18 protein-coding genes, 1 other RNA gene and 1 riboswitch are annotated in these 21,221 nt (G+C 45.1%); of the genes, 16 read left to right on the top strand and 3 right to left on the bottom strand.

Going from position 1 to position 21,221, the window contains the following annotated elements; translation table 11 throughout:
• Positions 1-306 precede the first annotated feature (306 nt).
• The 5 genes from P22_RS04585 (at position 307) to P22_RS04565 (ending at position 6,060) form a co-directional block, all read left to right on the top strand.
• On the top strand, positions 307-2,121 hold the full coding sequence (locus tag P22_RS04585; RefSeq protein WP_054259029.1) for a DUF342 domain-containing protein: 1,815 nt from the start codon (positions 307-309) through the stop codon (positions 2,119-2,121).
• A 151-nt stretch (positions 2,122-2,272) separates the two neighbouring features.
• Entirely contained in the window at positions 2,273-2,875 is a 603-nt protein-coding gene (locus tag P22_RS04580; RefSeq protein ID WP_054259028.1) for a TetR/AcrR family transcriptional regulator, read from the top strand.
• 191 nt (positions 2,876-3,066) lie between these two features.
• Positions 3,067-4,260 (top strand): putative heme d1 biosynthesis radical SAM protein NirJ1, encoded by a 1,194-nt coding sequence (nirJ1, locus tag P22_RS04575; protein WP_054259027.1) that lies wholly within the window; start codon positions 3,067-3,069, stop codon positions 4,258-4,260.
• Positions 4,257-5,252, top strand: coding sequence for a putative heme d1 biosynthesis radical SAM protein NirJ2 (gene nirJ2, locus P22_RS04570; RefSeq protein ID WP_054259026.1), 996 nt, complete (start codon positions 4,257-4,259; stop codon positions 5,250-5,252). Before nirJ1 ends, nirJ2 begins: the two co-directional genes overlap by 4 nt.
• 148 nt (positions 5,253-5,400) lie before the next feature.
• Positions 5,401-5,486, top strand: a riboswitch (cyclic di-GMP riboswitch).
• Positions 5,487-5,595: 109 nt separating this feature from the next.
• On the top strand, positions 5,596-6,060 hold the full coding sequence (locus P22_RS04565) for a chemotaxis protein CheX (RefSeq protein WP_054259025.1): 465 nt from the start codon (positions 5,596-5,598) through the stop codon (positions 6,058-6,060).
• Between the two features lie 138 nt (positions 6,061-6,198).
• On the opposite strand, the gene rnpB is transcribed toward P22_RS04565, so the two are convergent.
• Both rnpB and P22_RS04560 read right to left on the bottom strand, forming a co-directional pair.
• Positions 6,199-6,521, bottom strand: an RNA gene (gene rnpB / locus P22_RS19895) — RNase P RNA component class B.
• 94 nt (positions 6,522-6,615) lie between these two features.
• Positions 6,616-6,849: a DUF2164 family protein gene (locus tag P22_RS04560; RefSeq protein WP_054259024.1), complete on the bottom strand. Its 234-nt coding sequence runs from the start codon at positions 6,847-6,849 to the stop codon at positions 6,616-6,618.
• Between the two features lie 474 nt (positions 6,850-7,323).
• On the opposite strand from P22_RS04560, the gene P22_RS04555 reads away from it, so the two are divergent.
• The 7 genes from P22_RS04555 to mrdA all read left to right on the top strand — a co-directional run bounded on the left by P22_RS04555 (position 7,324) and on the right by mrdA (position 15,970).
• The gene (locus tag P22_RS04555; RefSeq protein WP_054259096.1) at positions 7,324-10,278 is read left to right on the top strand and encodes a sigma 54-interacting transcriptional regulator; all 2,955 of its coding nucleotides are present in this window, start codon (positions 7,324-7,326) and stop codon (positions 10,276-10,278) included.
• The gene (locus tag P22_RS04550; RefSeq protein WP_054259023.1) at positions 10,256-10,720 is read left to right on the top strand and encodes a PTS sugar transporter subunit IIA; all 465 of its coding nucleotides are present in this window, start codon (positions 10,256-10,258) and stop codon (positions 10,718-10,720) included. Before P22_RS04555 ends, P22_RS04550 begins: the two co-directional genes overlap by 23 nt.
• 13 nt (positions 10,721-10,733) lie before the next feature.
• On the top strand, positions 10,734-11,027 hold the full coding sequence (locus P22_RS04545; protein WP_054259022.1) for a PTS sugar transporter subunit IIB: 294 nt from the start codon (positions 10,734-10,736) through the stop codon (positions 11,025-11,027).
• 18 nt (positions 11,028-11,045) lie between these two features.
• Entirely contained in the window at positions 11,046-12,308 is a 1,263-nt protein-coding gene (locus P22_RS04540; protein WP_054259021.1) for a PTS galactitol transporter subunit IIC, read from the top strand.
• Between the two features lie 34 nt (positions 12,309-12,342).
• On the top strand, positions 12,343-13,200 hold the full coding sequence (locus P22_RS04535; protein WP_054259020.1) for an L-ribulose-5-phosphate 3-epimerase: 858 nt from the start codon (positions 12,343-12,345) through the stop codon (positions 13,198-13,200).
• A gap of 13 nt (positions 13,201-13,213) precedes the next feature.
• Entirely contained in the window at positions 13,214-13,861 is a 648-nt protein-coding gene (locus P22_RS04530) for a class II aldolase/adducin family protein (protein ID WP_054259019.1), read from the top strand.
• 249 nt (positions 13,862-14,110) lie between these two features.
• A complete protein-coding gene (gene mrdA, locus P22_RS04525) occupies positions 14,111-15,970 on the top strand; it encodes a penicillin-binding protein 2 (RefSeq protein ID WP_054259095.1) in 1,860 nt (619 codons plus the stop codon).
• Positions 15,971-16,024: 54 nt separating this feature from the next.
• Here mrdA and P22_RS04520 read toward each other — a convergent pair whose 3' ends face one another.
• Positions 16,025-16,537, bottom strand: a complete 513-nt coding sequence (locus P22_RS04520; protein WP_054259018.1) for a hypothetical protein — start codon at positions 16,535-16,537, stop codon at positions 16,025-16,027.
• Positions 16,538-16,655: 118 nt separating this feature from the next.
• Between P22_RS04520 and P22_RS04515 the strand changes: the two genes are divergently transcribed.
• The 4 genes from P22_RS04515 (at position 16,656) to P22_RS04500 (ending at position 21,221) form a co-directional block, all read left to right on the top strand.
• Entirely contained in the window at positions 16,656-16,931 is a 276-nt protein-coding gene (locus P22_RS04515) for a hypothetical protein (protein ID WP_054259017.1), read from the top strand.
• A 157-nt stretch (positions 16,932-17,088) separates the two neighbouring features.
• Entirely contained in the window at positions 17,089-17,856 is a 768-nt protein-coding gene (locus P22_RS04510) for a serine hydrolase (protein ID WP_054259016.1), read from the top strand.
• A gap of 356 nt (positions 17,857-18,212) precedes the next feature.
• Positions 18,213-18,509: a zinc-ribbon domain containing protein gene (locus P22_RS04505; RefSeq protein ID WP_072169775.1), complete on the top strand. Its 297-nt coding sequence runs from the start codon at positions 18,213-18,215 to the stop codon at positions 18,507-18,509.
• A gap of 210 nt (positions 18,510-18,719) precedes the next feature.
• On the top strand, positions 18,720-21,221 hold the full coding sequence (locus P22_RS04500) for a diguanylate cyclase domain-containing protein (RefSeq protein WP_054259014.1): 2,502 nt from the start codon (positions 18,720-18,722) through the stop codon (positions 21,219-21,221).

The raw sequence follows: 21,221 nt of genomic DNA, 5'->3' as shown, positions 1-21,221 counted from the left end.
ATCCGGATTTACTGCCGGTTGTTTGCTGGTTTTTGTTCTATATTCGCCCTGTGAAAAAGAGGATTTCTATTTTAGGACTAAAAAAAATCAAAAAAATTTATGTAAAACATAAAAATTATGGTTGACTGGGAAGGATTTTTGAAATTTGTGGCAGATATAAAAATAATTTATATTTTCTTTGATCTTTTTGTCCACCGGAGATTGCGACAGTTTTAGCTGCTGCGGGTAGCGGCGGAATTTTCGCGGCGGTGGCTGACAGCCGGGATTAAAAAGATTTGTACGGATTAATGCTGAAGTGGTGATGATATGAAAGATGCAGGTTTTTTGGTGCCCCAAAATGGTCGTTATGAAATTACCACCAATGACACGGGGGTTTATGTCAGTGTTTGGGGGCCGGCCAATGGCGGGATGCCGGTCAGTACGGCCAGTATTGTGCAGGATTTGCTGGGACGTAATTGTAAGGATTTTGACCGGGCTTTTATCGGCACGGTTATCCGGGAGGCCATTGGTAAACCGGTGCTAATTGTTAATTCACAAGATGCGGTGGATGGGCGTTATGAGATTACGGCCAACGATACCGGAATTTATGTCAGTGTATGGTCGCCAGCCAACGGAGGGGTACCGGTCCGTAAAAGCGATATTATTCAGAATTTGCTGGAGCGTCACTGCAGGGACTTTGACCGAGATTTTATTGGCAGGGTCATTCATGAAGCGATCGGTCAGCCGGTATTGGTCGCTTATTCGGTCCCGGAGGCCCCGGTGATGCCTCATATCCGGGTTAAGGTGCGTCCCGACCATATGGAGGCCAGGATTGATGTTGCCGTTCCCCCGGGGGCTTTGCCGGTGACACGGGAGATGCTTCTCAACCGCCTGAAAGAAGAAGGCGTTGTATATGGGATTGATGAATCAGTACTTGAGCATCTCGTGGTGACCGGTGCGGGGAAAAATATTCTTTGCGCCAGCGGCACATTTTCGGTCAGTGGTACGGATGCTTGCCTAGCGTATCATGTTGATCCCGACAGTCAGGGGAAACCGGTAGAACTGGAAGACGGCAGGGTTGATTTCAAGGATATTCACAGTTTTCTCTGCGTGGAGAGAGGGCAGGTGTTAGCTGAAAAAATTCCGGCTACTCCCGGCATACCGGGGACGGATGTGTTTGGTCTGCCGGTTCCGGCAAAACCGGGGCGTGACCTTCGCCTGCCCGCTGGTAAAAATGTAGTCGTTGCTGGAAACCGCCTGCTGGCGGCGATTGACGGCCATCTGCAGGCTCTCGCCGGCAGGCGGATGGAGGTGGTGCCGGTCATTAGGATCGACGGAGATGTTGACTATTCTACAGGTAATATTGATTTTAAAGGCAGCGTGATTATTAACGGTTCGATTCAGGAAGACTTCTCGGTAAAAGCAGGAGGGAATGTCGAAATATTCGGTTCCATTTGCGGCGGCATGGTGGAGGGACAGAGCATTTTAATCCATAAGGGGATTCAGGGGATGAAAAAGAGCATCATCAAAGCGCGGGAACGGCTGGTGGCTAACTTTATTGAGAATGCTACAGTATATGCCGACCGCGAGATATTCATCGGTGATGTGGTGCTAAATAGTTCGGTATTTGCCGGCAGCCGGGTTGTCATTGAGGGCAAACGCGGTCTTGTGCGCGGCGGGCGTATTTCTGCCGGTGAGGAAATCCGGGCTGTTACCGTTGGCAATCCATCGGGCGTTAATACCGAGGTGGAGGTGGCCCTTAACCCGTTTTTAAAGGATGAACTGCTTACACTGGAAATGGAGAGAAAAAAGACGGATGCGTTATATGAGACAATAAACTCTTCGCTTGCCTACATTCGTAATCAGGGTGCTCATACGGATGCAGGAAAAAAAGAGCGGTATGAAAAATACCAGAACGATTTTAATGATGTATCGGAACGTCTGGAAGCTATCAAGCAGCGGAAGGCCGGCATCGAACAATTACTTTATTCGCTTAAACCGGGAAGAGTACGCGTGTCCGGGTTTCTCCATCAAGGGACACGGGTGTCGATAGGGTCGGTCACTAAAAATGTTACTGATCCACAGCAGTTTGTTTCCCTTTATGTGCAGGACGGCGAAATCAAATTTGTTCCTTTACGATAGTGCAAGACCGGATAATTTGTAATATGTATGGTATCAGCTCCTGTAAACGTCCATTGGACTGTTGTCGGGAGTTTTTTATTGTATTCTTAAGGAGATCCGGTATAATTAAGACGGTAAGGGTTTGTGAGGTTTTTATAGGAGGAATTTTTCCATGGTTAATTCATTAAATCGCCGGGAAAGAAAAAAATTGAATTCCAAAAAAGCAATTATTGAAGCGGCTGTGACTTTGTTTATTCAAAAAGGGTATAGCGAAACTTCCATTGCCGAGATAATGAATGAAGCCGATCTGGGTCTGGGCACTTTTTATAATTATTTTCAATCAAAAGAAGATATTCTGGAGTTTTTTCTGGCCGAAATTACGTCAAAAATCAATCAGGAATATTTGAAGCTGGCACAGGAGCCAAAAAACGCATCGGAAATTTTGACGGAAGTATTTTTGCTTACCGGACGGATCCTCAGTGAACATCGTTTTGTATTGCCCCTGTTTTTAAGCGCCGGTCATAAAGGTGCCGGAAATAAAATGCCGGCAGCGCCGCACAGCCGGCTAACCTTCCGGAGCATCTTTTTAACGATTATCCGGAAGGGGCAGCGTAGCGGAGAATTTCGCCAGGATATCCCTGCGGAAATCGTTACCGAGATGTTTCACGCCATTTTTCAGACGGCTTCCTTCAGCAGCCTGCCAATGCCGTTTATGGAGAATGTGGAATATAAGCTGAAAATGGTATTAGCCGGGATTGTCGTTCAAAGCTCTTGACAGATACGGCGGGAGGCTGAAAGCTGGCAGAAGATTTTTAAAATTTACAGAATTATCGGGATGGATTGACCGGTCCGCATAAGCATGATACACTACAATTAATAATGAACGCGATTCACTTATGAATACGATTCTTAATTTTACATATGTTACGTGATAAGTGAAAACGATGTGTTAGTGGAGGATATAGAATGATAAGTGTAACCAAACTGCTTTTTGCGACTGATTATTTTGGTGATTCGCTGCGTTACAATCCGACTTCCCGGGGGACGCGTCATGGCGTTACCAGCGGTGCGGGGCCGGTTGTTGTATGGAATTCCACCAGAACCTGCAATCTTACCTGTCGCCACTGCTATATGGATTCGGATGCACAAAAATATCAGGGGGAATTGACTACCGGTGAAGCCAGGCAATTCATTGCGGATTTGGCTGAGTTTAAAGTGCCGGTCTTGCTGTTTTCCGGTGGAGAACCGCTGATCCGGCCGGATTTTTTTGAATTGGCGGCCTATGCGGCGGATAGAGGAATCCGGCCCACCCTGTCGACCAATGGCACCTTAATTACACCGGAAGTTGCCCGGCGTATCAAGGAGATTGGCGTGGGCTATGTTGGAATCTCGCTGGACGGTCTGCGGGAAGTGAACGATAAGTTTCGCGGCAAACCAGGCGCATTCGCCGCTGCCATGCAGGGAATACAAAACTGTGTTGCTGTCGGTCAGCGGGTGGGATTGCGGTTTACCATCAATCGTCATAACCTTCAGGAACTTGATCGGATTTTTGACTTTATTGAAGAAGAAAATATTGACCGTGTTTGTTTTTATCATTTGGTATACTCCGGACGGGGCAACCGGATGGTGGATGAGGATGTGACGCCTGCCGAGTCGCGTCAGGCAATGGATATCATTATCCGCCGGGCCCGCGATTTCGAAGCGCGCGGGCTGGTTAAGGAGATTTTGACGGTAGACAATCATTGTGACGGTATCTATTTGTATTTGAAAGCGCTTGAGGAAAAAAATTATGTCCTGGCCGAACGGATTAAAGGGCTGATTTCCTTAAACGGAGGCAATCGTTCGGGTATTGCTTTTGCCGAGGTTGATCCCTGGGGCTTTGTCCATCCGGACCAATTTACGCAGCATCATACTTTCGGCAATGTCCGGGAACGTAAATTCGGCGATATTTGGACGGATTTGAGTCATCCCGTTCTTGCCGGACTGAAAGACCGCAAACCGCTGTTGAAAGGGCGATGTTCTCTGTGCCGTTTTCTTCCAAATTGCAACGGTAATTTCCGTACCCGGGCTGAGGCCGTAACAGGCGACTTCTGGGAGTCTGATCCTGCCTGCTATTTTAGCGACGAGGAAATCGGCTTACTAAAGGAGAATGCCGGATGATTATTTCCTGGAATACGACAAATGCCTGCAATATGTATTGCGATCACTGTTATCGTGACGCCGGCTGCAGGGCAGATGAGGAGCTAAGCACCTCGGAAGCCAAAATTCTGCTGGGGCAGATTGCCCGGGCGGGTTTTAAAATCATGATTTTCAGTGGTGGCGAACCACTGACGCGTCCTGATATTGTCGAATTGGTCGCTCATGCGACTTCTTTAGGCTTACGCCCGGTGTTTGGCACTAACGGCACCCTGATCACGCCGGAAATGGCCAGAGCATTGAAACAGGCCGGGGCTATGGGGATGGGTATATCCCTTGATTCCCTTGATGTAAAAAAACATAACGAATTTCGCCGTTTCCCCGGAGCCTGGGAGGGGGCGGTGCAGGGCATGCGCAATTGCCGGGAAGCCGGTCTGGCTTTTCAAATTCATACTACGATTATGGATTGGAATGCCCATGAAATAGAAAGCATTACTGATTTTGCCGTCCAGGAAGGTGCGGTGGCCCATCATTTCTTTTTTTTAGTGCCGACGGGCAGGGCGGTTTCCATTGAGGCCGAGTCCTTACGGGCCCAGGCCTATGAGGATACACTGACCCGGATTTTGCAAAAACAGCAGCAGGTTGATATTGAGCTCAAACCCACCTGTGCGCCACAGTTTATGCGTATTGCCAGACAGATGGGCATGAAGCTGCGGTTTGGCCGCGGCTGTCTGGCCGGTACTTCCTACTGCATTATCAGCCCCAAGGGTAAAGTACAGCCTTGTGCTTACCTTAACATTCCCCTGGGAGATGTCAGAGAAACTCCTTTTGATGAGATCTGGCGCAACAACGAGGTATTTCAAAAACTTAGGACTTTAGAATATGAGGGCGGCTGTGGTTCCTGTGAGTATAAGCGGATTTGCGGCGGCTGCCGTGCACGGGCTGCTTATTATCATGAGGGGGATTATATGGCGGAAGAGCCGTGGTGTTTGTATCATGGCCGTATGGGGAAATAAGTTTTTTGCTGTAAACCATTGTATTTTGGAGTACAATGGTTTACATTTTTGTTGCATAATGGCATTCGAATGTTTTATACTATCAAAGAAGGGCGCGTTTTCAGTAAATCAAACTCATCGTTACCAGTAGTCACTGTACCGGCTGGCAAATACATATTGGCAAACTTATCGAAAGGTAAGGACGCAAAGCTATGGATCTAAAGATAAATTATCTATGATTGCCAGGTTGCTGTTATAATGAACTCATTCGTCAGAGTGGCAACACATACAATCTGGCGATTTTTTTGTGCTTTCTTGTCGCCGAAAAAGCCTTACTATACGCCCGGAGAAAGGGTAGAAATTTATGGATGCTAATTTTATCAATTCAGTGCTTTTAGCTTTTTCTAATGTTTTGCCGCAGATCGGCTTTCAGCAAATCCAGAAAGGAACTGTATCGCTTGCAGAGTCGATGGTCGTCAATAGTGGTGTTATGGTCAGCATTGGAATTGTAGGCGCAGTAAAGGGAACGGTTTTAGTCGGAATGGATGTTGATGGGGCTAAACGTTTTGCTTCCGCCATGATGATGGGTATGCCGGTAACCGAACTGGATGCTATGGCGCAAAGTACGATATCGGAAATGGGAAATATGGTTTGTGCCAATGCCTGTACCAGTTTTAGCCAGGCAGGGATGGCCGGCCTTGACATTTCACCGCCGGCTGTGCTGTTAGGCTCAGGTGGAGTAGTCAAACTGCCTGTTCCTCAAACTATTTTGGTGAAGTTTTCTGTTGACGATATTCCGGTGGATGTATATGTAGGGATGAATGAATAAGGGACTATAGCTTATGATACAAAATAACATGGAAAACCGCTATTTGCCAAGGAGCAGATAGCGGTTTTGGTTGATTTTCATATATAAAGCCAGTTGACCCAACTTGTCCGTTAGGTCTTTTACCAATACTTAAAAAGCTACCGTAAGCCGGATTCTGTTTTAGGAAACATTTATCTCGCAGTTTCATGCGCCCTAATCTGGTTTTATTCCCTTCCTAGGGTTCCTCTACCGTAATTTGAGTTTCAGGCTTGCGGGGTTTACCCTTGCATCGTTCCGTCGCCGGAACGTTTCGTTTCTGTGGCACTTTCAGGCTACCGCCAACTCAGACAGAGTCGGTTTTGCCGCCGTAAGGAATGAGCTTCCTTCCGTGACTTCTTAGGTCACGCGCAATCACTACGGGCATCGCAGCCCGTGCCTGTCCGGACTTTCCTCTGCACAATGTACAGCGTTCCCTCGTATACTCTTTAAGTTTGTTATCGGATATTTATTATAAACGATCACAGCTTATCTGGCAATGGTACTTATAGCCAACCATCCGATAGCTTGACGGACGGTTCATTGTACCGGATTTCTTTTAATCCCAAGGATATTTTCAATTTTTTGCGCGATAAATAAATGGCTGTCCTCCAAGGCCTGCGAATAGAGATAATATCCGGTTTCCTGCAGCATGAACCGAAGAAAATGGACCGCTTGATTTTCGTCAATTTCTTCGTTTTTTTCCTCTAAAAAGAATCTTTGAATCTTTTGCACTAATTCCGCCTGTTTTTCATTATCCAGTTTAATTTCCACAATATACCTCCGCAGATCATAATTCCTGAATCAGGATAATACACCGATCTTTGAACAAGCTTTGAAAATCGGGGACGGTTCGCCGTCTTCTTTTGGTGAAAAATGTTGGTGCCGCCATATCGTTACCTGAATTTTTGCAGGAGGTCCCGGCGTAAATCCAGAAATATAGCCAAAGCGAGTAGCACCCTGTTCGGACTTGTAAATAGTTCAGATTAGGTGTTGCTCGCTTTTACAGTATTTCTTATATGTTTGAAATCTGAGTAACGTTACTTAATTATATAAAATCAGAAACCTTGTGAAACTTTTGTGTACTATACAAAGCAAAATTTGTGGTTTTGGTATGCGCAGGATGTTTTTTTTGTTTAGTTGAAAAATGAATTTGTCTTGGATTTATCTGGTCCGGAGAAAGACAGGGAACAGAAAAATCATCATTTGGCATATAACTTGCTTTATGTAAGGGTGAGGGGAGAAGTTATGAAAGAAAAACTGCAAAAGTTGATCCGGAAAGAGGATAGCAGGAATCCGCTGACGGACACCGAAATTGCCGGAAGATTGGGTATCCGCCGGGAGGAAGCGACTATCCTGAGGAATCATCTGGGGATTGGTAATTCGCGGCAGCGGAGAAAGGAGGGGTTATTACAGGCAATTGTCAATTTGCTGAAAAAATATCCGAATGACAATATGATGGACTTGACCAGAAGAGTAAACCAAGCAGGCTATGAAGTTTCAAGGTGTACGGTAACAAAATATACTGAAGACATTCGAGCCGGTACAGTGAAAAGAGGTCTCTCTGAAGGCGTGGGGCAGCCCGGTGTGAATCCATGTGCTCCGCAGTCAGAGTACAGAGATGTTTTTTCGCGGCTAGTCGGTTACAACCGTAGTTTAAAAGCCATAATTCAATTGGCAAAGGCCGCCGTCCTTTATCCGCCGCATGGTTTACACACCATCATTACCGGGCCGACGGGAGTGGGAAAAAGTGAGTTGGCCGAATGTATGTATGAATTTGCCGTTGCTTCCGGTGTATTTGAGCAGGCATCTCCCTTCGTTGTCTTCAATGCGGCGGATTATGCGGAAAATCAGCAATTGTTGTTATCGCAGCTCTTTGGGCATATCAAAGGTGCATTTACTGGTGCCGATACGGACAAGGCAGGACTGGTGGAAAAAGCGAACGGTGGAATGCTCTTTATCGATGAAATACACAGGCTGCCGCACGAAGGACAGGAAATCTTATTTCAATTGATTGATAAGGGAAAAATCCGGCGGCTGGGGGAAACGAAACTGTCTACTCCTATCCGGGTGATGTTGATCAGTGCGACTTCAGAACCGTTGGACTCGTATCTGTTAACAACCTTTAAAAGGCGTGTGCCTATGGTGATTGAAATACCGGATTTGAATTCCCGGCCTTTGGTCGAAAGACATCATATCATTACTAATTTTTTAGTTGATGAGGCAAGGCGGATTGGGGCCCCCATTTATGTAAAAGCAGATGTGTATAAAGCGTTGTTGTTATATCAATGCCATGGCAATCTGGGACAATTACGCAGTGATATCCAAGTGGCTTGCGCCAGAGGTTTGTTAAACCGTCTGTCGAGTCAGAGCGAAAATGTGGTTATCAGCATGCTGGAAGTCCCGGACTATGTTATGCAAGGTCTGATTGATATCCGCAGTCACCGCGAAAAAATAGACAGATATGTGACCGGTGATGTGGAAGTATCACCGGATGCCAATGTCAATGAATTAAGAAGCAATGACAGTCTGTACCAATTTCCGGCGGGAATATACAAATATACGGAAGAAAGGTATGTAGCCCTGTTAGCCGAAGGAATTGAGGTTGAATCAATCAACCGGATTGTTGGCGGGGAAGTGGAAGTCAAAATACAGCAATATATCAGAACTGTGAAGAGCGGTGATATGGATATCCGGGAATTGCTTTCTGTTGTGGGCAAGCAAATTGTGTCATTAACAGAAGAAATACTGGCAATTGCTGCCCGGCGGTTAGGCGAGCTTGATGTTAACCTGAAATTCAGCCTGGCCATTCATCTAAAATCCACCCTTAGCCGCTTAAAAGACGGTAAAAAGATCCAGAACAATAACTTAGGTGAGATCATTAAGAACTATCCTCAGGAGTTCTCCGCAGCACGTGAAATTTCCGGTTATCTGGAGCAGTGCTATCATATCGCTTTACCGGAGGAGGAACTGGGCTTCATTGCCATCTACCTTAATTCCGGTTGGCGAAAAGACGTACATCATTTGCCTAAAGTCGGTGTTTTAATTATTGCCCATGGCAGAGTTGCCAGTGCGGTAGTGGAGGTTGTCAATAAACTATTGGGGATGATGAAGCATGTCAGGGCCCTGGATATGAATCTGGATAAAAGTCCGCAGGAAACCTTAAATGATGCTATAAAAACAGCAAAAGAAATCGATGAAGGGAAAGGTATTATCACTCTTGTTGATATGGGCTCGCTGGCTTATTTTGGTGAATTGATCACCAGAGAGACAGGAATTGAAACCAGGACTTATACACGGGTGGATACCGTATTGGCCATTGAAGTCATACGGCGCACCACTTTACCGGACATGAATATGGACAGCATCATGACGTCAATCCATAATGAGTTGTCTCCGGTTATTGAAAGCAGCCGGGCGGAGATGGATAAAACATATGACAATAAGCCGACGATACTGGCCATTTGCCTTACCGGGAGCGGCACGGCCCAAATGATAAAGGACAAAATAATCCGGGCCATACCTAATGTTGAAAGCCGGTTCCATATTGAAACCAAGGGGATCGTGGAATTTCCGCGCATTGATCTCGAAATCAACAGGATAAAAAGAAACAGAAAAATTATCGCCATTGTCGGAACCATTGACCCGGTGATTGCCGATATCCCTTTCTTTAATGCGCAAGAGCTTTTCCGGGGGAAAGGCATGAAACGGTTTCAAGGTTTTATCAGCTGTAAATCTATTAAAAAGCAAGAGCCTTTTAATCCGGTTATATCCCTTGAGAGATTGATTGACGAACAAAACATATATATCAATTTACCCTATAACAACAAGAAGGATGTTCTTACTTTTCTATGCAATGGCCTGATTCAGCATAAGGCGGTCACTGCGGAATATTTACTTGATGTATTCCAGAGAGAAGAGATTTTCACCACGGAATTAGACGGCGGAGTTGCCATACCCCATGCCGATGAGAGCCATGTTCTTGCATCTGCAATTTCCATAGCTACGTTAAAGGAACCAATACTCTGGGAATATAAACAGGTCAACATCGTTGTCATGCTGGCGGTAGATAAACATTGTTTTAGTGCATTAAGTTCCCTATTGGGATTTATTGTAAAGGCCGATTTTCAGAAGATCGTGCAATTACCATCAGGAAGAGCCATAAAGGAGGCCATTGTCAATGCCTGTCAGGAATACCTTTGACAAGAGATTGATTTTTCGGAATATTGAGATAGGTGGCAGGGATGAAATATTACAATATATTGCCGGTAAAATGTACGCACTGGGCTACGTTAAAGAAAGTTATGTCCAGGCTGTAATTGAACGGGAAAAAGTATTTCCAACCGGATTGCCGACAGAAGCCTTCGGCGTAGCCATACCTCATTCGGACGCAGTTCATGTCAATAAAGCTGTTATTGCCGTCTGTATCTTAAAAAATCCTGTTATGTTCCATGTGATGGGAGCGGCAGCAGAAGAAGTCCTGGTAAAGTTTATCTTTATGCTGGCCATTGATGATCCCGCAAAACATATCGAAATGCTGAACAAACTTTCCGTTATCTTTCAAGATAGATCGATCATGAACGAGATAGCGGGATTGGAACATGACACTGTTTATCAACGGCTTACTTACTATATGAATCAATAGGAGGAAGAAAATCATGATAAAAAAGAAAGCCCTGGTAGCTTGTGGCTGTGGGGTGGCATCATCGACTATTGTAGCCAAGAAAATTGAAGATTATTGTGCCGAACGTGATATAAAAGTGGAGTGGCGGATTTGTAAAGCGGCAGAAATTCCCTCGTTAGCCGATATGATGAAACCGGATGTGATCGTTTCCATAACCGCAGTTCCCGATTTAGGCAATGGAATTCCTGTTTTTGACGGGAAACCATTTTTAACAGGAATCGGGGTCGATAAACGTTTGGCGGAAATTTATCAGGTTATGCAAAAATAAATAAGGAGGGGAAGGGGAATGGAGTTTATTGCCAATATATTTGGGTTTTTCCTCAGTCTGGGGGCGGCTGTATTTTTACCGATTCTCATTAGTATTTTTGCCATTATTCTCGGGCAAAAGCCTGGCAGGGCCATACGCAGCGGCATTACTATCGGGATCGGGTTTATCGCCATCAATGCCATACTTGGGATATTTGTAGATAACCTGGGACCGGCGGCAGAGGCAATGGTAAAACGTTTCGGCGTGAATTTGACGGTATTGGATGCCGGCTGGCCCGCCACTGCCAGTATTGCTTTTGCTTCCAAAATCGGCGCCTTTATTATACCCTTGGGCATTACCATTAATGCCATTATGCTGGTAACCCAAATGACCAATGTGGTTGATGTTGATATTTTTAATTACTGGCATTTTACCTTTGTGGGGGCAATGGTTTACGGCAGTACCAATAGTCTGATGCTGGGGTATGCTGCGGCAGGAATCGCTTTGATTGTCGGATTAAAAAGCGGTGATTTTACAGCAAAGTATTTTCAAAAATATTATGGCTATGAAGGGGTGTCCATCCCTCATATTTTGTCCAATGGTTTTGCCATCATTGGCTGGCCGGTCAATAAGTTAATTGATATGATACCGGGTATCCGGGATATCAAGGCCGATCCGGGAACCATATCGACCAAGTTCGGTATTCTGGGAGAGCCAATGGTAATGGGAATTATTTTGGGATCGGGTATTGGTATTTTAGCCGGGTACGATATTGCTAAAATCCTGCATTTGGCGATTGTCATGTCGGCAGTCATGATGGTGCTGCCCAGAATGGTGGGGATTCTAATGGAGGGTTTACTTCCTGTCTCCGATGCCGCTAAAGAATTTTTCTCCAGAAAATATTCCGACAGGGAATTTACCATTGGCATGGATTCGGCGATTGCTGTCGGTGATCCTGCAGTAATTGCATCGTCACTCTTATTAGTTCCCATTTCTTTAGGTCTGGCGATTATCCTTCCCGGTAATAAGGTACTGCCCTTTGGCGATTTAGCGACTATTCCGTTTATGATCTGCATGGTGAATATTTTTACCAAAGGTAATGTTTTCCGGAATGTGCTGATTGGAGCTTTTCTTACGGTATTTGCCCTGTATAGTGGAACGCTTAATGCAGAAACGCATACCATTATGGCTGTTTCCTCAGGGTTTCAGATGCCGGAGGGAACGACAACCTTATCCAGTTTTGTCGGCTCTACTAATCCGATAACGTTTGTTATCTGGAAGTTATTTAGTTTATTTGGGTAATGGCTATCCGGACAGTGCGGTGGAGGGAACGAAAATGAAACTGCAACAGCATACCCCTTTAGGCATTTATGAAAAAGCCCTGCCGGAAGATATAAGCTGGCAGGAAAAGCTGAGCATAGTTGCGGAATGTGGCTATGACTTCCTGGAAATATCCATTGATGAAAGTGAAGAGCGGCTGGAGCGTCTATATTGGCCGCAAAGCAAGAAATATGAATTATTACAGGCTATTGCGGCAACCGGTATTCCCAGCCTGAGTATGTGCTTAAGCGGGCACCGGAAATATCCCATGGGCAGTGAATCGCCTGTCATCAGAAAAAAGAGTCTGGACATTATGGAAAGGGCTATTCAGTTTTCCGTGGATATAGGAGTCCGGGTTATTCAGCTTGCCGGCTACGATGTTTATTATGAGAACGGCAATCAAAAAACCCGGGAGCTGTACTGTAAAAGTATGAGTCAGGCAATTGAGATGGCCAGTAAAGCCAATGTTATGCTGGCAATTGAGACTATGGATCATCCATTTATGAACTCTGTTAGCAAAATCATGGATTTTATTGATGCCTATCCATCCCCATTGCTACAAATCTATCCTGATATTGGCAACCTGAGTGCGTGGGGGTTGAATGTGAAGGATGAATTGAAAAAAGGTTGTGGCAATATAGTCGGAATCCATGTTAAGGATACTGTAAGCCAAGTTTTCCGGCGCATAGATTTTGGTACGGGAACCGTGGACTTTTGTCAGGCCTTTAAGGATCTGTACGATTTTCACTATCAGGGACCTTTTGTAATAGAAATGTGGTCCGGTGACAAGCAGGATCACAAAGAAAAAATTACTTATGCCCGCAGGTGGATTCAAGCAAAGATGAAACAGGCAGGCTATTGCTTTGATCATTGAGGAGGCAGAAACTATGCTATTAGAAGGTTTACGCAAAGAAGTCCTGGAAGCATCCTGGGATTTACTAAAATATAGACTGGTTACACTAACCGGCGGAAATGTAAGTGGGCGCGATCCCAAGACCGGCTACATTGCGATTACGCCCAGCGGTATGGCCTATGAAAAACTGTCGCCGGAAGATATTGTGGTGATTGATATGGAAGGGAAGGCGGTGGAAGGAAAGTGGAAGCCGTCTGTTGATACACCGGATCATCTATACATTTATAAGAAGCGTGAGGATATATTCAGCATTATTCATACTCACTCTACCTTTGCCTGTTCCTTTGCCATGTTGCGTCAGGAAATTCCCTGTGCTACGACCACTTTGGCCAATGAAGTGGGCGGGACAGTTCCTGTCGCCGCTTATTCGCCGGTAGCCTCCGGGTTGATCGGTCCAAGTGTTATCGAGGCTATAGGTGATAAAAGCGCCTGCTTACTGGCCAATCATGGAGTGATGGCCGTTGGACCGTCGGTAAAGCATGCATTGACGGCGGCAGTTATGCTGGAAGATAATGCAAAATCCTATTTATTGGCCAAACATATTGGTGAACCGGTACTGCTGGAACAAACAGAAGTTAAAAAAGCAAGGGATGTTTTTACGTACTTGTATGGACAAAAATAGCCGGATGCCGGCTGGTCAACAATGATAAAGAACAAGATTGGCTTTCGGGCTGGAAAGTTGATCTTGTTCTTTTTTTGCGAAAACAACAGCGGCTGCAACCTGACTTTTGGCAGTATTTGGTGTAAGATTATGCCGTAAGCCGGAAAAAAAACTAAAGGTTTTATCATAGTTTTGTCGAATTTGTTTACATAAACTTTTAGCCGTTCGACGTTTTCTGCCGACTACTTTGAGAGGAATGAATGCTTGGTTATGGTGGGGAAAAAAGCCAATCCTAGGCTGGAAATTTTTACTTATTTTATTATATTTGTCATGGCAGTACTGATTGCAAGAATGGGTTATCTGCAAATCGCCCAGGGGGTGTATTTCCACCAGCAGGCGGAAGATAATCGTATCAGGCTGATGCCAATGATGGCGCCACGGGGCGTTATTTATGACCGGGACGGAACCCCGCTGGTTTCCAACCGCCCGGGATTTTCCGTATCGCTGGTTCCAATGACCGGACCGATTCCGGATACGGTACTGAATCGGCTGTCTACCATTGTCGGTATGAAGGTGGAGGATATCAAGGCTAAAATCAAACAGCAGGGCAGTCCCTTAGCGCCGGTTCGTATCAAGGATGATGTGGGTCAGGATATTGTCAGTAAAATTGAAGAACGGCGGGGTGAAATGCCGGGAGTCGTCATAGAAATTCAATCGGTCCGCAACTATGTGAATAAAGAGCTGGGAGTTCATTTGCTGGGCTATGTAGGAGAAATTAGTGAAAGCGAACTTGAGGATAGAAAAAATGATGGTTATCAAAGCGGTGATATTGTAGGCAAGTTTGGCCTGGAAAAAGTTTATGATAAAGAAATACGCGGTATTGACGGCGGAGCGCAGGTTGAGGTGGATGTGACCGGGCGGCCGGTAAGGATGATGGGAAAAAAAGAGCCGGTATTGGGGAATAGTCTGGTGTTGACGATTGACAGCAGGATTCAAAAAGCTGCGGAGCGGGCAATGGATAACCAGTTGAATTATTTGCAAAAAAGGCTTGGCAATGTAAATGCGAAAGCCGGTGCCGCGGTGGTTATGAATCCCCAAACAGGTGAAATATTGGCTATGGTCAGCCGTCCGGCTTTTAATCCGAACCTGTTTAATGGTGGAATATCCGTTAAAGACTGGCAGGCGATTAACGATAATCCGTTTAACCCGATGCAGAACAGAACCATCAATGCCGAATACCCGCCTGGTTCGGCTTTTAAAATAGTGACAGGAGCTGCGGCTCTGGAACTGGGGAAAGTTACTCCGGAAGAAAAGATTCTGGATACCGGCAGGCACTGGATTATTCCCAAGGGCAATTCTCATGGTGCGGCCCTTGGCTGGATTGACTTTAATGTTGCCCTGGCGAAATCGGATAATGTATATTTCTATGAAATGGGCAACCGGATAGGCATTGATAATCTCGAAAAATGGGCGCGTGCTTTTGGATTAGGTGCGCCTACCGGTATTAATTTGCCGCACGAAAGTGAAGGATTGGTTGCCAATCGCAAATACAAAGAAGAAGTGTATGGAGAAGACTGGTATTTATCAGAAACCTTTGATGCGGCTATCGGTCAGGGCTTTCAATTGGCAACACCGCTGCAAATGGCGTCTTTGATTAGTCAAGTGGCCAATGGAGGTCATCGTTACCGTCCTTATGTTGTAAGCAAAATCATTTCACCTAACGGAGATACAGTAAAGACCTTTGCTCCGGAGGTATTGGGAAATGTTAGAATTTCAGAGCGGAACCTCTCAGCCATTCGCAATGCGTTGAAGGATGTTACCTCTCCCTCCGGCACAGCGGGGTACATTTTTGAGGGATTTCCCGTTCCAATTGCCGGTAAGACAAGCACGGCGGAGAACCCTCATGGCGACGACCATGGCTGGTTTGTTGCTTACGGGCCGTTTGATAATCCGACAGTTGCCGTTGCCGTTGTTATTGAGCAGGGGGGCTACGGCTCCGATGCTGCGGCCCCTATTGCCAGAAAAATCATGGAAGCTGCTTTTAACCTTCCGCCTTTTAAGGATGCGGCAGACCGGCTGGCAGAAGAAGAGGCGGCAAAAAGCTTGCCTGCTGATCCGCAGAAACGGTAAATTTTATTAATAGAAACCGGGTTGTTTACTTGAGACTCTGTGTCCGGCTGGATGTCAATAAATAGGATGATAGCGGTACTGTATAATGATTTTATGGGAGATGACTTGATTGATTCCCGGCGACCAGGTTGAAAGCAGGCGCTCAAGGCCGGTAAAGCCCATGATTTGTCCAAGGGTATTAAAAACAGTGTTGCTGTTTTTTTTATAGAAGTGTTGCCACCAGTTCGGATAACTGATTTTTAACGCGTTAATTGCCGGTATGGAATTAAGGGCAGCCTGCCATCTTTGGACAATCACACTTTCCTTGCCGGTAATGCAATTTACTGTTGGTTGACCAGGTTGCAATGACCAGGCAATCGTGGGATCATGAACGGCCTGCAATAAATAGGAGGAATTTCCGATGGCAGTGGTTTTTCCTGTTATAGGGTTGACTGCCAGCCCGTGAATTTGATCCAATACTTGTTGGCCGTCATCAATCAAGGCCCAAAAATTGTGAGTGAAAGGTGTATAGCGGATATGGAAAGCACGAGCCTGGATACCGATTATTTTTTCTTTCGTTTCATTCATATGTCTCACCTTCATAATTTCCCCAAAAGTGCGATTTTTTTCAAACAGAAGTTCATTGGGGGATTAAAGAGCAACTAGGGGGAATAATAATGAAAAACTTAAGTGCAGGGGGAGTGACATGACTAAACTTGATGCGGCTGTGGAGAGGATAAAAATACTTGAATGTCCGACAGGAGAAGTCGAAGCGCGGGTGGCGGATATTCTTGTTGATTATGACGTCGCAAACAGACATGAAGTTACGGTTAGACGGGAGAATACCCTGGATAGGGATGGAGCACAAGGTTATAAGGCCAGACTATCTTCGGACAGCAGGGTCAGTTTGAGCCTGTGGGCAAAATCGGGTGCGGAGGATTATGTGGCAAAGGTAGTCGGTGTATCTATAGATAGTATATGATTTATTCACATATCGTACAGACCGAAAATGACAACGAAAAGTCAAAGATTGTTCCGGCACGGACAGTCTCTGGCTTTTCGTTGTTTTTAGCAATATGTCTTTTTTTAGTCACATTTTGGCTATATAGTAAATAAAGACTATGGAATGGGGTGACAGCGTGAAAAAAAAGGTGACCATCGTTATATTTATCTTACTAACTGTTTTCAGTACAAATGTATTGGCGGCAACATCATTACATAAGGAAATTGAAAATGATTTAAGGGGGTTCCAGGGGCGGGTCGGGGTATATGCAAAAAATTTAAAGACCGGAAAGACATTTCAATTTAATCAGAATACGGTCTTCCCCACGGCCTCAACCAGTAAGCTGGTTGTCGCTTTGGCGACGTATAAATATCTTTATCCTGCAGCCGGAGCGGATAAACGCGATCAATACGATCAGAAAATCCGTTTAATGATGACCATCAGTGATAACGATTCTTTTTATGACCTGTTAAACGAAATGGATAGCAGCCATCCGGATGTATTGGACAAAGTGGTTAAGGATTTCCGTTTGCGGCAGACCAGAATACATAATGAAGATGCCTATAACAAATATCAATATCATAGTGTAACTACTCCTTATGAAATGGGGAAGGTGTTTGAAAAGATATATCTAAACGCCTATCTAGATAAGGGGAAAAGCGAAAAACTTAAAGCTGAACTGGCTAATACTATTTTTCACGATGAGATTCCCCGTTATATGATGACCCCGGTTTATCACAAGGTTGGCGAGTTGGATCAAATCTTATGCGATGTGGGTGTAGTGCAGGATGGGCATGATCCGATTTTGATTAGTTTTTATACGGATACTCCGGATCATACTTATTCCAGTAATTTTATTGCTGCAGAGTCTGCAAAACTTTATAATGCGCTGAGAAGAAAATAAACCGTTGTATACATAAAATCTGCCGGATTTTTGATTACCGGCATTTATAAGGACGTTTGTTTTGAATTTACAATAACGGGATTAAGTCAAATCCGGCAGAGCCAGTAACAGCCAACAGGGCGGAAGGGAGCCGGGGGAATGCCTTCGGGAGGAAGTACGGCTGTCTACTTTGTAAATTTTTTATATAAAGGTAAAAATATTCTTTACATTTTCTGAATTTTAGCGTATCATTAAATAGCCCTTAAAAATAGGTTCAGTGAATTAGTCATTAGTCCTTCTCAGTGTTTATCCGAGAAAGCCAGATGAGGAATCATGTAAAACTATTAGGGTACAACACTTTGAGGAGGCTATTATATATGGCGCAAGACAAAACTTTAACTTGCCGTGATTGCGGGGCAGACTTCGTATTCTCGGCATCGGAACAGGAGTTCTTTGCAGAAAAGGGGTTTACCAATGAACCAGGCCGCTGTCCTGATTGCCGGGCAGCCCGAAAACAGCAAAATCGCGGCGGCTTCGGTGGTCGCCAGCAGCGTGAAATGCATGACGCAACTTGTGCTGCCTGTGGCGCTCAAACTCAAGTTCCTTTCCGTCCCAGCAATGACCGCCCTGTTTATTGCAGAGATTGCTTTACCCAACAGAACCCGCGTTACTAAAACACGAACTCTCCTGCGTAGCAGGAGAGTTTTTTTTATAGGAAAGGCTTATGTGTCAAAAAAGAGCTGATTTTGCCGGATTTTAGTCTTTTTGTATTTACATTTTTAAAAATTAATACTAAACTTTATTCAAGAAACCAATGGGGTCATCGTAGAGACGATGATTTCTTTTTGTGTCGGGTGGGCAGTACTGCATAAGGAGATAGAACCGTGAAATGGAGTATTGTTAAAAAATTACTGTTTTTTTCCATTATGATTATAACGATTCCGGTACTTGCCCTAGGTATACTATCTTATCAGGCATCAGAAAAAATGCTGATAGACCGGCTAAAAGATAATAGTCTGCAGACTATGGAATTTGCCGCCGACTACTTTATTCAAAAATATGTGAGTGAGACTGAGGCCACTGTGAATTTGTTGACGAATAGTCCGGAGTTTATGGCTTCGGTGAGAAGCGGGAAAATAGATTCACAGGTAATCAAAGAATGGGAAAATCAGCGGCGCTTCAATGATCATATTTATTATATCTATTTTGGCAGTGAAAACGGTCAGCTTGCTATCACGCCTGCTTGGAAGCCGTATTCAGGATATGACCTGCGCGAACGTCCTTGGTACAAGGCCGCCTGTAACAATCCGGGAGCTATTGTCTGGAGCAGCCCGTATGTTGAACCCGCGTCGTCACGGACAGTCATTTCAGCAGTGAAATGTATAGAGGAGCAGGACCGGCTGCTGGGTGTGTTCGCTATGGATACCTCTTTATACAGACTTTCGGAAATTGTCAGGAATATGAATCTGGGAACAGGCGCTTATGCCATGCTCGTGAACAGGGATGCCAACGTCATAGCGCATGACGATATTCGGCAACTGGGTAGAAATATTGCTCAGGAAGACTGGTTTACCGGTTTGTTTCAGCAGGACAAAAGGTCGATTTATTATCATGAGGCAGATCGAAATTTCATCGTCAGTGCCGTAAATATCCCCCGGACAGGCTGGACCCTTATAGGCTTTATTCCGGAAGAAGCCTTTACCAATGAGGTATTGCCAATCAGAAACCGGACGATTGAGGTTGGTCTGTGGAGCATTGTCAGTGCAATTATTGTTAGCATGCTGGCAGCAAGAAAGTTTGTAAGGAGAATCGAAAAGCTGATTCTCGATGTTAAACGGGTGGAAAAAGGTGATTTTAGTATTCCTTTTGCCGATCCTTCTTCTGACGAACTGGCCGAATTAAACCGGAGATTCCGTAATATGGTCAGTCGTCTCCAGTCCTTCCTGTTGCAGCGGGACCAAACAGAAGCCGAATTGCAGCGTCAAAAGGTTTACTTTTCACAGCTTTTTGAAAATTCGCCCGAGAGTATTGCTATATTGGATTCGCACAAAAAAATCATCGATTTAAATAAAGAGTTTGAAGTATTTTTTCAGTACCGGCTGGATGAGGTTCATGGAAAAGATATCGACGAGGTCATCGTTCCGGAAAGCCTATATGAAGAAGGTATAGCCGTTTCAAGAGCAATACTAAACATGGAAAAATGCCAGATTGATACGGTTCGCAAACGTAAAGACGGAAGCCTTGTTGAGGTCCAGGTTATTGCCTATCCGATTATGATAGATGAAAAAATTATGGGCATCTATTGCATTTACCGGGATATTTCGGAACGCAGGAAAGCCGAAAAACAACTGCAGTATATCAGCTTCTGCGATGTGCTGACAGAGGTTTACAACCGTAATTATTTTGAGCGGGAAGTACAGCGCCTGGAAAGTGAAAAACAAAGTACCGGTTATGGTGTTTTGGTGTGTGATGTCGATGGGCTAAAGCTGATTAATGACACACTAGGTCATGAAAAAGGCGATGAATTGTTAAAAATAACAGCCGGTATTTTAAAAGCCTCTTTGCCCCGGGAAGCTATTCTGGCCCGTACCGGCGGCGATGAATTCGCTGTATTGCTGGCAGCAACCGGCGGATTGGAAGCGGAGGCAATCTACCACCGGATTCATAACAAGCTGCAGGTATATAATAAAAACCGGACCGATTTTGCCGTGAGTCTGTCCCTGGGCTATGCCACGGTAACCGGAGGAGTCACTTTAAAGGAGGCTCTGAAAACTGCAGACAATAGAATGTACAAAGAAAAACTGCATCGCAGCCAAAGTGCCCGCAGTGCTCTGGTAAAAACACTTATCCGCGCACTGCATGCCCGTGATTTTATTACGGAAGGGCATGGGGAGCGTATGCAGGAACTGGTTGAACGTTTTGCCCGGTTGCTACGTATTCATGAATACAGCATTAGAGACATGCGTCTGCTGGCACAGTTTCACGATATCGGAAAAGTGGCAATTTCCGACACTATACTGTTTAAAACCGGATTACTTACTGCGGAAGAGAAGCTGGAAATGCGCCGTCATAGTGAAATTGGCTACCGTATTGCCATTGCTTCACCGGAGCTAAACCACATTGCTGATTGGATTTTAAAGCATCATGAATGGTGGGATGGGAACGGCTATCCCATCGGACTCAAAGGGAAGGAAATACCCCTGGAATGCCGGCTGTTAGCTATTGTAGATGCCTATGATGCCATGACCAGTGACCGGCCTTACCGTAAGAGACTGACACAGCAGCAAGCTTTGGCGGAGTTGCTGCGTTGTTCCGGGAGTATGTTCGATCCTGAATTAACTCCTAAATTTGTTGGACTCATAATGGGAAATATTGAAAACTGTTAG

The organism is Propionispora sp. 2/2-37 (assembly GCF_001298735.1).
Classification (GTDB): Bacteria; Bacillota; Negativicutes; order Propionisporales; family Propionisporaceae; genus Propionispora.
This window is presented reverse-complemented; position numbering and strand designations above follow the sequence as displayed.

What these genes read in the sequence shown, in the direction of transcription:
- P22_RS04515 (WP_054259017.1), top strand. Translation starts at nt 16,656, where the DNA reads ATGACTAAACTTGATGCGGCTGTGGAGAGGATAAAAATACTTGAATGT.
- mrdA (WP_054259095.1), top strand. Translation starts at nt 14,111, where the DNA reads ATGGTGGGGAAAAAAGCCAATCCTAGGCTGGAAATTTTTACTTATTTT.
- nirJ1 (WP_054259027.1), top strand. Translation starts at nt 3,067, where the DNA reads ATGATAAGTGTAACCAAACTGCTTTTTGCGACTGATTATTTTGGTGAT.
- P22_RS04540 (WP_054259021.1), top strand. Translation starts at nt 11,046, where the DNA reads ATGGAGTTTATTGCCAATATATTTGGGTTTTTCCTCAGTCTGGGGGCG.
- P22_RS04545 (WP_054259022.1), top strand. Translation starts at nt 10,734, where the DNA reads ATGATAAAAAAGAAAGCCCTGGTAGCTTGTGGCTGTGGGGTGGCATCA.
- P22_RS04535 (WP_054259020.1), top strand. Translation starts at nt 12,343, where the DNA reads ATGAAACTGCAACAGCATACCCCTTTAGGCATTTATGAAAAAGCCCTG.
- P22_RS04585 (WP_054259029.1), top strand. Translation starts at nt 307, where the DNA reads ATGAAAGATGCAGGTTTTTTGGTGCCCCAAAATGGTCGTTATGAAATT.
- P22_RS04520 (WP_054259018.1), bottom strand. Translation starts at nt 16,537, where the DNA reads ATGAATGAAACGAAAGAAAAAATAATCGGTATCCAGGCTCGTGCTTTC.
- nirJ2 (WP_054259026.1), top strand. Translation starts at nt 4,257, where the DNA reads ATGATTATTTCCTGGAATACGACAAATGCCTGCAATATGTATTGCGAT.
- P22_RS04555 (WP_054259096.1), top strand. Translation starts at nt 7,324, where the DNA reads ATGAAAGAAAAACTGCAAAAGTTGATCCGGAAAGAGGATAGCAGGAAT.
- P22_RS04580 (WP_054259028.1), top strand. Translation starts at nt 2,273, where the DNA reads ATGGTTAATTCATTAAATCGCCGGGAAAGAAAAAAATTGAATTCCAAA.
- P22_RS04550 (WP_054259023.1), top strand. Translation starts at nt 10,256, where the DNA reads ATGCCTGTCAGGAATACCTTTGACAAGAGATTGATTTTTCGGAATATT.
- P22_RS04505 (WP_072169775.1), top strand. Translation starts at nt 18,213, where the DNA reads ATGGCGCAAGACAAAACTTTAACTTGCCGTGATTGCGGGGCAGACTTC.
- P22_RS04530 (WP_054259019.1), top strand. Translation starts at nt 13,214, where the DNA reads ATGCTATTAGAAGGTTTACGCAAAGAAGTCCTGGAAGCATCCTGGGAT.
- P22_RS04565 (WP_054259025.1), top strand. Translation starts at nt 5,596, where the DNA reads ATGGATGCTAATTTTATCAATTCAGTGCTTTTAGCTTTTTCTAATGTT.